At 73.4% G+C, this 12043-nt stretch carries 9 protein-coding genes; 2 read left to right on the top strand and 7 right to left on the bottom strand.

The window, feature by feature from the left end; all coding sequences use genetic code 11:
• Nucleotides 1-221: 221 nt before the first annotated feature.
• Nucleotides 222-698: a DUF2267 domain-containing protein gene (locus ACFVTF_RS11055; protein ID WP_079135401.1), complete on the top strand. Its 477-nt coding sequence runs from the start codon at nt 222-224 to the stop codon at nt 696-698.
• On the opposite strand, the gene manA is transcribed toward ACFVTF_RS11055, so the two are convergent.
• The 7 genes from manA to ACFVTF_RS11020 form a co-directional block, all read right to left on the bottom strand.
• The gene (manA, locus tag ACFVTF_RS11050) at nt 581-1840 is read right to left on the bottom strand and encodes a mannose-6-phosphate isomerase, class I (RefSeq protein WP_387812030.1); all 1260 of its coding nucleotides are present in this window, start codon (nt 1838-1840) and stop codon (nt 581-583) included. The two genes, ACFVTF_RS11055 and manA, sit on opposite strands and share 118 nt — an antisense overlap.
• 23 nt (nt 1841-1863) lie before the next feature.
• Nucleotides 1864-2814 carry an ROK family protein gene (locus ACFVTF_RS11045; protein ID WP_387812027.1) on the bottom strand — a complete coding sequence of 317 codons (951 nt, stop codon included), beginning with the start codon at nt 2812-2814 and terminating at the stop codon, nt 1864-1866.
• A 147-nt stretch (nt 2815-2961) separates the two neighbouring features.
• Nucleotides 2962-6003 carry an alpha-mannosidase gene (locus ACFVTF_RS11040; protein ID WP_387812024.1) on the bottom strand — a complete coding sequence of 1014 codons (3042 nt, stop codon included), beginning with the start codon at nt 6001-6003 and terminating at the stop codon, nt 2962-2964.
• 56 nt (nt 6004-6059) lie between these two features.
• Complete coding sequence (locus ACFVTF_RS11035; RefSeq protein WP_387812021.1) at nt 6060-7328, bottom strand: glycosyl hydrolase; 1269 nt, start codon at nt 7326-7328, stop codon at nt 6060-6062.
• 82 nt (nt 7329-7410) lie between these two features.
• On the bottom strand, nt 7411-8328 hold the full coding sequence (locus ACFVTF_RS11030) for a carbohydrate ABC transporter permease (RefSeq protein ID WP_387812018.1): 918 nt from the start codon (nt 8326-8328) through the stop codon (nt 7411-7413).
• Between the two features lie 5 nt (nt 8329-8333).
• Nucleotides 8334-9206 (bottom strand): carbohydrate ABC transporter permease, encoded by an 873-nt coding sequence (locus ACFVTF_RS11025; RefSeq protein WP_371515945.1) that lies wholly within the window; start codon nt 9204-9206, stop codon nt 8334-8336.
• Nucleotides 9207-9303: 97 nt separating this feature from the next.
• Nucleotides 9304-10593 (bottom strand): ABC transporter substrate-binding protein, encoded by a 1290-nt coding sequence (locus tag ACFVTF_RS11020; protein ID WP_387812015.1) that lies wholly within the window; start codon nt 10591-10593, stop codon nt 9304-9306.
• Nucleotides 10594-10763: 170 nt separating this feature from the next.
• On the opposite strand from ACFVTF_RS11020, the gene ACFVTF_RS11015 reads away from it, so the two are divergent.
• Nucleotides 10764-11840, top strand: coding sequence for a LacI family DNA-binding transcriptional regulator (locus ACFVTF_RS11015; RefSeq protein WP_371515943.1), 1077 nt, complete (start codon nt 10764-10766; stop codon nt 11838-11840).
• Nucleotides 11841-12043 lie beyond the last annotated feature (203 nt).

Below are 12043 nucleotides of genomic sequence, written 5' to 3'. Positions count from 1 at the left end.
GGCGAACCCCAGGCGGTCACGGACCGTGACGGCGCAGCCGACCGGACCTGGCCGCCACCAGCCGTCCGCCACGGGCCGTCCGCCACCAGCCGTCCGCCGCCACCGGACCTCCGAGCCTCCGGGCCACCGGGCCGGGGATCGTCCGCGAGAGGGCCGGCGGCCCTCGGCCTCCGGCTTCCGGGCGGAGCGCAGCCGGTCCCGCCGACCGGAAGGAGGACGCGATGACCATCTCCCCGGAGGACTTCCGCGCCCGCGTCGTCGACTGCGGGGAGTACCCGAGCGAGGCGGAGGCGGAGCACGCCATCCGGGTCGTGCTCGCACTGCTCGGTGAGCACCTGGTCGGGGCCGAACGGGCCGAGCTCGCCGACGCCCTGCCCGAGGCGTACGCCCCGCTGCTGCGCGATGCCGGGCCCGCCGCCGAACCCCTGACCGCCGAGCGCTTCGTGCGCGGCGTGGTCGGCTGGATCGACGGCGCGACCGAGGCGACCGGGCCGTGGGACATCGGGGCCGTGCTCGGCACCCTCGCCGACCTGGCCCCGGGGGAACTGGTCGACCGCGTGGTCGAGCAGCTCCCGGACGGCTACGACCTGCTGTTCGGCCACCCGGTGCCGGCCTGGGCCGGCGCGCCGGTGGTGGCCCGGAACAGCTCCGCACCCCGGCCGGTCAGCTCGACCGGTCCGGCGCCCGGCCGCAGGTAGACGGACGCGCCCCGGGGGAGGTCGAGGTCCGCGAAGCCGGGGGCGTGCAGTCGGGCGCGGCCCTCGACGCACAGCAGGATCTGCGGGGTGGGCAGCTCGGCGCGGACGGCGGCCGGGCCGGGGCGCAGCCGGGAGAGTCTGAACTCCTCGGCAGGGGAGGGGAACTCCTCCTCGAAGCGGTCGCCCGGGAGCGCCGTGAGGACCTGCGGTTCACCGGTGCGGAAGGACGTGACCGCCAGCAGGCCGTCGACGTCGACGTGCTTGGGGGTGAGCCCGCAACGCAGCACGTTGTCCGAGTTGGCCATCAACTCCACGCCCACGCCCCGGAGGTAGGCGTGCGGAACCCCGGCGTCCAGGTAGAGGGCCTGGCCCGCCGTGAGCCGGACGTGGTTGAGCAGCAGCGCGGCGATCAGACCCGGGTCGCCGGGGTACTGCGCGGCGGCGCGGGCGTAGCCGGCGCAGGCCTCGGCGAACGGGCCGCCCTCGGCCGCGAGCCGGTGCAACGCCCTGGTGACGTCGCCGAGTTGGGTCCGGGTCGGCCGGTCCTCGGCCAGGACCCGGCGCAGCAGCGCGGGCAGGGCCTCGGCGGCGGGGTGCGCGCGCAGGTCGTCCGCCCAGGGGGCGAGCAGCGGGACGGCGAGCGCGTCCAGCAGCCGGGCCGTGTCGGCGGCCGGGCGGAAGCCGCACAGTGCTTCGAAGTCCCCCAGGGCGCAGATGAGTTCGGGCTTGTGCCCGGGGTCCTTGAAGACCCGCTCGGGTGCGTCGAGCGGGATGCCGCGAGCCTCCTCGGCCGCGTACCCGGCGGCCGCCTGGGTCCGGGTCGGGTGGACCTGGAGGGAGAGCGCCCGGTCGGCGGCCAGCACCTTGAACAGGAACGGCAGCGTCGGGCCGAACCGCCCCACGGTGTCCGGCCCGAGCATGGCGTTCGGGTACCGCTGGATGAGCTCGTCCAGCGGCTGCGGCCCGCCGGCGCCGTCCGGAGCCAGCAGCTCGGAGGGCGCCGACGGGTGTGCGCCCATCCACAGTTCGGCCTGCGGGGCGCCGGTCGGCGCGGTGCCGGTCAGCGCGGGGATGGCGGTGGGCGAGCCCCACGCGTACGGGCGGACCGGGTTGTGGAGCAGGGCGAAGGGCGGGAGCGACATGGCGCGGCCTCCGAGGGGTCGGGTCAGCGGCAGAGCGCGGCCGCGCCGATCAGCCCGGCATCGGTGCCGAGTTCGGCGCGGCGGACGTCGAGGCCGCGGATGTAGGACAGCGTGGCGTAGCGGTCGAGGTGGCGGGCGAGCGGTGCGAACAGGACGTCGCCGGCGGTGGCGACGCCGCCGCCGACCACCACCCGGTCGAGGTCGACCAGGGCCGCGGTGGCGGCGATCCCGGCGGCGAGGGCCTGGGCGGCGCGGTCGAAGGAGGCGAGCGCGACCGGGTCGCCCGCCTCGGCGTCGACGGCGACGGCCCGGGCCGAGCGGTCCTCCCCGGCCGGGCGCCAGCCCTCGGCGAGGGCCCGGCGGGCGATCGCGGTGCCGCTGGCGAGGCCCTCCAGGCAGCCGCGCGAGCCGCACGGGCAGGGCTCGCCGTCCAGGTCGACGCTGATGTGGCCGAGGTGGCCGGCGTTGCCGCTGGGACCGGGGCGGACGGCGCCGTCGAGCACCAGCCCGGCGCCGACCCCGGTCGACACCACCAGGCACAGCGCGTTGGCCGCGTCCCGGGCGGCGCCCTGCCAGTGCTCGGCGGCGGCCATCGCGACGCCGTCCCCGGCCAGTCGGACAGGCAGCCGCCGGGCGGCCACCGCCGGGTGCGCGGCGACCTTGGCGACCAGCGGGAAGTCGAGCCAGCCGGGGATGTTGACGGGGCTGACGGTGCCGGCGGCGAGGTCGACCGGGCCGGCGCTGCCGATCCCGACGGCCGTCACGGCGGCCCAGTCGGCGGTGGCGGCGAGCCGGTCCAGCACCTCGTGTACGACGGCGAGCACGGTCGCGCCCGGCTCCCGGGCCGGGGTGGGCAGTTGGTGCCGGTGCCGCAGCCGTCCGTGGCCGTCGACCAGCGCCCCGGCGATCTTGGTGCCGCCGATGTCCACGGCGGCGAACAGCGGGGTGGCGGCGGGCGGCGGGGTGAGGGTCATCGCGGCGGACTCCAGGCGGGTTCGGGCGGGGGTGGCGCCCCGGCGGGCGGGCCGGGGCGCCGATCAGCGTAGTGCGGCATGCGGGGCGCGGCATATGGCGTGCGGGGCCCCGGACAGCGGGGGCCCGGCATGCAGCCCCGGGCGTGCTCAGCCCGCCGCGCTCAGGCGCAGCGTGACCAGCTCGAACGGCCGCAGCGCCAGCCGCACCGCGCCGTCCTCCACGGCCACCTCGCCGCGGGTGCCGTCCCAGGGCCGCTCCAGCAGGTCGCAGGGGACGGCGCCGGCCAGCGGGTAGGAGGTGGTGAGCAGGCCCCGGGCGCGGCCGCCGCCCGCCTCGTAGACCCGGACGATCAGGTCGCCGCTGCGGTCGTCGGCGAGCTTGACCGCGCTGACCACCAGCGCGTCGTTGTCCAGCCGCACCAGCGGCGCGACCTGCTCGGCGCTGCCGGTGACGCGCCGCTCGGGCAGGCCGATCCGGTAGCCCTCGCGGACGGCGTCGCCGATCGCCGCGCCCGGGACGAGGGCGTGCCGGAAGCGGTGCAGGCCCTGGTCGGTCTTCGGGTCGGGGAAGCGGGGCGCGCGCAGCAGCGAGAAGCGGACCGTGGTGGTGGTGCCGCCGTCGGTGTCGCGCACGGCGCGGGTGACGTCGTGGCCGTAGGTGGAGGCGGTGACGAGGGCGACGCCCCAGCCGGGCTCGTCGAGGTGGACGAAGCGGTGGTTGCAGGCCTCGAACTTGGCGGCGTCCCAGCTGGTGTTGGTGTGGGTGGGCCGGTAGAGGTGGCCGAACTGGGTCTCGGCGGCGTACCGCTCGGTGTGCACGTCCAGCGGGAACGCGGCCTTGAGGAACTTCTCGGTCTCGTGCCAGTCGACCTCGGTGTCGATGTCGAGCCGCTGCTCGCCCGCCCGCAGGGTGAGCGTCTGGACGACGGTGGACGAGCCGAAGGAGCGCGCCACCCGGACGGCGGCCTGGTCGGGGGCGGAGAGCGCCGTCAGCGCGTCCACGGCGGTCAGGTCGGTGACGGTGTTGCGGTAGAACTGGTCGACGTCCCAGGCGTCCCACATGTTGGGGAAGTCCGGGTGCAGCTGGAGCAGGTTGGCCCGGGTGCCGGGGGCGACGCTCTCCCGGCCGCTCGCCACCTCGACCACCGACGCCACCAGGCCGTCGGCGTCCACGACCACGTCCAGCAGCCCGTTGCGCAGCAGGAAGCCGCCCTCGGGCCGCTCGACGACCTCGCAGGCGCCCGCGCCGGACCCGGCCGGGGCGGCCCCGCCGGCCGGGACGGCCGAGCGCGGGTGCGGCGCCGAGTTGAACACCAGCTCGCGCCCGCCGGCGGTGTCCCCGGCCAGGGCCTGCTGGGCGCCGTCGATCAGCGCGTCCAGCTCGGCGGCCAGCGCCGCGTACGTCGCCTCGGCCTCGCGGTGCACCCAGGCGATGGAGGAGCCGGGCAGGATGTCGTGGAACTGGTGCAGCAGGACGGTCTTCCAGATCCGGTCCAGCTGCTCGTACGGGTAGTCCGCGCCGGTGCGCAACGAGGCGGTGGCGCACCAGAGTTCGGCCTCGCGCAGCAGGTTCTCGCTGCGCCGGTTGCCCTGCTTGGTCTTCGCCTGGCTGGTCAGGGTGGCCCGGTGCAGCTCAAGGTAGAGCTCGCCGACCCAGACCGGCGGGTTCGGGTACTCGGCCTCGGCCTTGGCGAAGAACTCGGCGGGCTTCTCCCAGCGGACGGTGGCCGAGCCCTCCAGGTCCTTCATCCGGCCGGCCTTGGCGACCATCTCGCGGGTGGTGCCGCCGCCGCCGTCGCCCCAGCCGGTCGGGGCGAGCGAGTGCCGGGCCACTCCCTTGTCCTTGAAGTTCTTCGCCGCGTGGGCGATCTCGCTGCCCTTCATGGAGCAGTTGTAGGTGTCCACGGGCGGGAAGTGGGTGAAGATCCTCGTCCCGTCGATGCCCTCCCAGAGGAAGGTGTGGTGCGGGAACTTGTTGATCTGGCTCCACGAGATCTTCTGCGTCAGCAGCCACTTGGAGCCCGCGTTGCGGATGATCTGCGGCAGGCCGCCGGTGAAGCCGAAGGTGTCGGGCAGCCACGCCTCGTGGTTCTCCACCCCGAACTCGTCCAGGAAGAACCGCTTGCCGTGCACGAACTGCCGGGCCATCGCCTCCGAGCTGGGCATGTTGGTGTCGGACTCGACCCACATGCCGCCGGCCGGGACGAACCGGCCCTCGGCCACGGCCTTCTGCACCCGGGCGTACACCTCGGGGCGGTGCTCCTTGATCCAGGCGAACTGCTGCGCCTGGGACATGGTGTAGAGGAAGTCCGGCTCGTCCTCCAGCAGCGCGGTCATGTTGGCGGTGGTGCGCGCCACCTTGCGGACGGTCTCGCGCAGCGGCCAGAGCCAGGCCGAGTCGATGTGCGCGTGGCCGATCGCACTGATCCGGTGCGCGGACGGCACGGCGGGCGCGGCCAGCACGTCGGTGAGCTCCGAACGGGCGGCGGCCGCCGTGCCGTTGACGTCCTGGAGGTCGATCGCGTCGAGCGCCCGCTCGACCGCGCGCAGGACGTCCCAGCGGCGGGCGCCGTCCACCGGCAGCTCGGCCATCAGCTCGCCGAGCACCTCCAGGTCGATCACCAGCTGCCAGACCGTCTCGTCGAAGACGGCGAGGTCCATCCGGGTCAGCTTGTACTGCGGCTGGTCGCCGGCGGTGTCCTTGTCGCCCAACTCGGTGGGCAGGAAGGGGTGGTAGTCCAGGATGACCGGGTTGGAGGCCGCCTCGACGTGCAGCAGGACCTGCTCGCCGCCGGCCGCGGGGGCGGCGACGCGCACCCACTGGTTCTGCGGGTTGAGGCCCTTCACCGGGGTGCCGTCCGGGCGGTAGACCAGGCCCTCGCACTGGAAGCCGGGCATGTTGGCGTCGAAGCCGAGGTCGATCAGCGCCTCGACCGTCCGCCCGGCCCAGGCCTGCGGCACGGTGCCGGTCACGGTGATCCAGCTGGTGCCCCACGGCGCGCCCCAGGCGTCGCCGACCGCGATCGGGGTGCGCGGCGCGGCCAGGCCCTCGGCGACCGGGACGGGCTCGCCGGGTGCCGTCCAGATGCCGACCTCCAGCGGGACGGACTCGGGGTAGACGGCCGGGCGGATGCGCTCGTCCAGGACGCGCTTGAGGCGGGACTCGACCAGCGTGCGGTCATCGTGCATGTCAGCGGGCTCCGTTGCGTGACTGAGGGGCGTGTGTGAGGTCGGGACAACAGGGGTCAGGGAGAAGGTACGTCGTCCGGGTGGACCACCTCGGTGATCCCGCGCGCGGCCAGGTGGGCCTGGTCCTCGGCGTGCTCGGCGAGGACGGTGGTCGGGCGGGCGCCCGCCTCGGCGAGGTGCATGAACGCCTCGTAGACGGCGCCGCCGGGCCCGCAGACCGAGCGCTTGGGCGCGGTCACCTCGTCCCCGGTGGCCACCACCACGGCGGTGGTGCGCGGCGCGGGCGGCTGCCAGGAGCGGCGTGCCTCGGCGGCGGCCTCGGCCAGCCGGGCGCCGGCCGGCTTGACCGCGCGGTCGGTGGTGAGCAGGCCGAGGCTGTACTCCAGCTCGGGGAAGTCGGCCAGCGAGCGGTCCACGTCGTGCGAGCACCACCAGGTGACGCCCCACACGTCCGGGCAGTCGAGCACGGCCTCGACGGTGGCGCCGGTGAACCGGGCGGCGTCCTCGGCGGTGATGTGCGGGGCGGGGGCGCCGACCTCCTGCAGCCAGACCGGGCGGGCCGGGTCGTCCGCCCAGGCCTTGGAGAGCTCGACCAGGTAGGCGGCGTGCTGCGCGGTGGCGGTGGAGTGGGCGCCGTAGCGCTGGGCGGTGCCGTTGAACACCCAGGAGTGCACGGCGGTGGCGGCGCCGATCCGGGCCGAGTGCCAGGGGGTGAAGGGGTGTTCGTCCAGGTACCAGGCGGCGTCGTAGGAGGCGTGCAGGTGCATCCGGCCGGGCGCGCCCTGCTCGCAGGCGTCGAGCATCCGGCGCAGCCAGGCGTCGGCCTGCCCGGGGGTGATCCGGTCGGGGTCGGGGTGCGGCTCGCCGGAGAACTGGTTGATCTCGTTGCCGAGCGTCATGCCGAGGAAGTTGGGCCGCTCGTGCAGCGCCTCGGCGAGGGCGCGCAGGTAGGCGGCCTGGCCGTCGAGGACCTCGGGGTCGGTGAAGATGTTCCGCCGGTGCCAGGTCTGCGTCCAGGAGGGCAGGAAGTCGAAGCTCGACAGGTGGCCCTGGAGGCCGTCCACCGCGACGTCCAGGCCGCGTTCGCCGGCCGCGTCCACCAGGGCCGCCAGTTGCTCGACGGCGCGCGGGCGGATCAGGGTGCGGTTGGGCTGGAACAGCGGCCAGAGCGGGAAGACCCGGACGTGGTCCAGGCCGAGTGCGGCGATGGAGTCGAAGTCGGCGCGGACGGCGTCGAGGTCGAAGTCGAGCCAGTGGTGGAACCAGCCGGCGCTGGGCGTGTAGTTGACGCCGAAGCGGGGGCGCTGCGGTGCGGGGGTGCTCATGGGCTGGTGATTCCTCAACGGGTGTGGGGCGAACGGGCGGTGGGGTCGGGAATCGTCGGACACGTCTTCGGTCGGACGGGGCCTAACCCTTGACGGCTCCCTCCTCGACGCCCTTGAAGAAGAAGCGCTGGCAGACGCCGAACACCACGACGATCGGCAGGAAGGCGATCATGGTGCCGGCCGCGATCAGCCGCGGGTTCGCGGAGAAGGTGCCGTTGAGGTACTGGAGTCCGACGGTGAGGGTGTACTTCTGCGGGTCGTTGAGCACGATCAGGGGCCAGAGGAAGTCGTCCCAGGCGCCGATGAAGGTGAAGATGACGATCACGCTGAGCATGCCGCGCACGTTGGGCAGGCCGATGTGCCACAGGCGCTGCCACACGGTGGCGCCGTCGACCAGCGCGGCCTGGTCGAGTTCGAGCGGGACGGCGGCGAAGGCGGTGCGCATCAGCAGCACGTTGAGCATGGCGATCGCGCCGGGCAGGGCGACGCCGGTCAGGCTGTCGGCCAGACCGAGGCCGCGCACCAGCACGTACTGGGAGACGATGGTGACCTCGCCGGGGAGCACCAGGGTGGCGAGGAAGAGGCCGAGGACGAGCTTGGCGCCGCGGAAGCGCAGCCGGGCGAGCGCGTAGCCGGCCAGGGTGCAGCCGACCACGTTGCCGGTGATGCAGATGGCGGCGACGATCAGCGAGTTGAGGGCGTAGGTCCAGACCGGGATGGTCTCGGCGACCTTGCCGTAGTTGCCGAAGGTCAGCTGTTCGGGGATGAAGCTGGGGGTGCTGGTGTAGACGTCCTCGTTGGGACCCTTGAGGGAGGTGGAGAGCTGCCACAGGAACGGCCCGACCACCAGCAGCAGGACGAACACCAGGAGCAGGTAGCGGCCGGCGGTCTGGGCGGGGGAGGGGGTGTTGAAGCCCCGGGAGCCCCGGAAGCCCTGCGGGCTCTGGGAGCCCTGGGAGCGTTGAGTGCGGCGGGCGGCCTTCGAACGGGTGGAGGTCACGGGGTTCAGGCCGCCTTCCGGTTCAGGCGCATCAGCAGCAGCATCGGGCCGAGGGTGATGACGAACAGCATCAGGCTGAGCGCGGAGGCGTAGCCGAGGTGGCCGTTGAAGCCGCGGCTGTACATCTGGATCAGCATCACCACCGACATGTCCCGCCCGCCCGGGCCGCCCTGGCCGTGGGAGAGCACGTACAGCTCGGAGAAGACGCGCAGCGCGCTGACCGAGATGAGGACGGAGACGAGCATCATGGTCGGCCGCACCCCGGGCAGGGTGACGTGCCAGAACCGGCGGATCGGGCTGGCGCCGTCGACGGCCGCCGCCTCGTGCAGTTCGCGCGGGACGTTGGCGAGGGCGGACAGGTAGATGACCATGTAGTAGCCGAAGCCCTTCCAGACGGTCAGGGCGATCGCGCTGAACAGCAGCAGCCAGCGGTCGGTGAGGAAGGCGACCGGGGAGTCGGTCATCCCGGACTGCTGGAGCAGGCCGTTGACCAGGCCGCGGTCGTCCAGCACCCAGCCCCAGATCAGCGCCACCACGACGGCGGAGGCGATGACCGGGGTGTAGAAGGCGGTGCGGAAGAAGGTGATGCCGGGGATCTTGCGCTGGACGAGCAGGGCGAGCAGCAACGGCAGGATCGTCAGCAGGGGCAGGCAGACCAGCATGAAGACGATGCTGTTGAGCAGGGCGTCGGCGAGCTGTTCGTCGTCGAGCAGGCGCCCGTAGTTCTCCAGACCGGTGAACTGCCCGCCGCCCAGGGGCTTGGCGCTGGTGAACGACAGGATCACCGTGTTGACGGCCGGCCAGAGGTTGAAGACGGCCAGCCAGAGTATCGCGGGCCCGGCGAGCAGCCAGGGGGTGAACCAACGCCGGTGGGTCATGCCGTTGCCTTCCTGGGGGTGGTGCGGGTCATTCCCGGGTGCGGCGGGCGGGGGGTGGCCCGCCGCTTGGCCGGTACGGTCGGGGTGGCGGTGGCCGTCAGCCCTTGAGCAGCTTGTTGCACTGGTCGACGGCGGAGTCGAGCGCCTGCTTGGAGCTCGCGTCGCCGCTGATGGCCAGCGCGATCTGCTGGTTGACGATGGTGCTCATGGCGTCGTCGACCTGGACGGGCTGGATCAGCTTGGCCTTGGCGAGCGAGTCGAAGGCGACCACCTTGGCGTCGCCGGCGTTGGTGCCGTCGCTCTTGCTGAAGAACGGGTCGTTCGCGGAGGCCTTGGTGGACGGGAAGACGCTGGTCAGGTGGGAGAACGCGGCCTGGTTCTCGGCGCTGGTGACCCAGCGGGCGAGGGCGACGGCGGCGGCCGGGTTCTTGGTGTTCTTCGGGATGGTCAGGCCCTGCACGTACAGCGGCGGGACGCCCATGGTGGGGGAGGAGACCATCTTCGGGGCCATCGTCGGGTTGTCGGTGGCGAGGCTGGTGATGAAGTTGCCGCCGCCGGTGGTCCAGGCCGCCGTGCCCGCGTTGAAGAGCTTGGAGTTGCCGACGTAGGTGTTGGTCAGCACGTCCTTGGGCAGCAGGCCCTCCTTGAAGGCGTCGCGGTACTTGTCGAGCAGCGCGGCGGCCTCGGGGGTGTTGAAGGTGAAGGACTTGCCGTCGTCGGACATGAGCTTCACGCCGGCGTTGTAGAGGTCGCCGAGGCCCGGCTTGCGGCTCATCAGGTAGGTCTGGCCGCCGGACTTCTCCTTCATCGTCCGGGACTGGGCGATCAGGTCGTCCAGGCTGGCGGGGAGCTTCTTCGGGTCCAGCCCGTTCTTCGTCAGGAGTTCCGAATTCCAGTAGTTCACATCGGTGTTGAGGTACCACGGGTAGCCGAAGGTGCCGTTCAGGCCGGTGTAGCGGTAGGCCTCGACGCCGCCCGCGACGTACTCGTCGGCGAGCTTGGGGTCGGCCTTGAGGACGTCCAGCAGGAGGTCCTTCTTGGCCAGCGGGAAGGCGAAGTCCGGCGGGAGGTTGACCACGTCGGGCAGGCCGCCGGACGCGGCCTGGCTGAGCACCTTGTCGGAGTAGCCCTCGCCGGGCTGGTCGAGCCACTCGACCTCGACGCCGGGGTACTTCTTCTTGAAGCCGTCGAGGACGCCCTGCATGTAGTCGGTGAACTTCGGCTTGAGCGCCCAGGTCTGGATCGAGACCTTGCCCTTGACCTCGCCGGTGGCGGCCGCACTCGCCACGCTGTCGCTGTTCTTGCTTTCGCTGGAGCCGAGTCCGCAGCCGGTGAGTGCGGCCGCGGTGATCGCCGTCGTGGTCAGTGCCGCCCAGATTCTTCGCATGAGGGTCTCCCGGTCCTGGGGGTGGGTGGGGGATCGTGCCGAGCTCGGGGGGTGGTTTTGGGTCACGGGGGTGGTGCCGAGTTCCAGAACCTGTCTTACTAAACCGGTCTAGCTATGCCAGGGACTATGCTCCCGCCTAAACTTGGATGTCAAGAGAGGAGTCGGGTTCTGTGGCCAGACCGACGATCGCCGACATCGCGCGCCAGGCCGGTGTCTCCAAGGGCGCGGTGTCCTTCGCGCTCAACGGCCGCCCCGGCGTGAGCGAGGCGACCAGGGCCCGGATCCTGCGGGTCGCCGAGGAGATGAACTGGCGCCCGCACAGCGCCGCCCGGGCCCTCGGCGGAGCCAGGGCCGACGCCGTCGGGCTGGTGATCGCCCGCCCCGCCCGCACCATCGGCGTCGAGCCGTTCTTCAGCCAACTGCTGTCCGGCCTCCAGGCGGTGCTCTCGGCCAGCTCCGTCGCGCTGCACCTGATGGTGGTCGAGGACACCGCCGCCGAGATCGAGGTCTACCGGCGCTGGGCCTCCGAGCACCGGGTCGACGGCTTCATCGTCGTCGACCTCCAGGTCCGCGACCCGCGGCTGCCGGTGCTGGACGAACTCGGCCTGCCCGCCGTCGTCCTGGGCGGGCCCGGCAAGGGCGCCGGCCCGCTGCGGATCTGGGCCGACGACCGGGAGGCGATGCTCTCCATCGTCGACTACCTGGCCGCCATCGGGCACCGCCGGATCGCCCACCTGGCCGGGCTGCCGCACTTCCAGCACACCCAGCGCCGGATCCGCGCGCTGCGCGACGCCTCCCGCCGGCTCGGGCTGGAGGAGGCCGTGTCGGTGCCCACCGACTTCAGCGACGCCGAGGGCGCCGCCGCCACCCGCACCCTGCTCTCCCGGCCCCGGCGCCCCACCGCGATCGTCTACGACAGCGACGTGATGGCCGTCGCCGGGCTCGGCGTGGCCGGGGAGATGGGCGTCGCGGTGCCCGCCGAACTGTCCATCGTCTCCTTCGACGACTCGGTGCTGGCCCGGATCGTCCACCCGCCGCTGACCGCGCTCAGCCGGGACACCTTCGCGCTCGGCGAGCAGGTCGCCCGCAGCCTGCTGGCGGCCCTCGACGAGGCCGGCTCCGGGCGTGACCTGCAGATGCCCACACCGCGGCTGACCGTGCGCGAGTCCACCTCGCCGCCGGGGGCCGAGCCACCCGACGGGGTGGTTGCTGCGCGAGTCGTTGACAGCGCTCCTGAACCGGTTTAGGTTCGCTGCGCCGAGCGGCCTCCGCCCGGCGCGCACCCAGGCCCGCACCCTCCGCAGGCCCGCACCCCCGGCGGGCCCGCCGCGGGGGGGGGGGGGGCCCCCCCCCCCCCCCCCCCCCCCCCCCCCCCCCCCCCCCCCCCCCCCCCCCCCCCCCCCCCCCCCCCCGCCCCCCCCCACCCCCCCCCCCCCCCCCCCCCCCCCGG

It is taken from the genome of Kitasatospora sp. NPDC057940 (assembly GCF_042887425.1).
GTDB lineage: Bacteria > Actinomycetota > Actinomycetes > Streptomycetales > Streptomycetaceae > Kitasatospora.
This window is presented reverse-complemented; position numbering and strand designations above follow the sequence as displayed.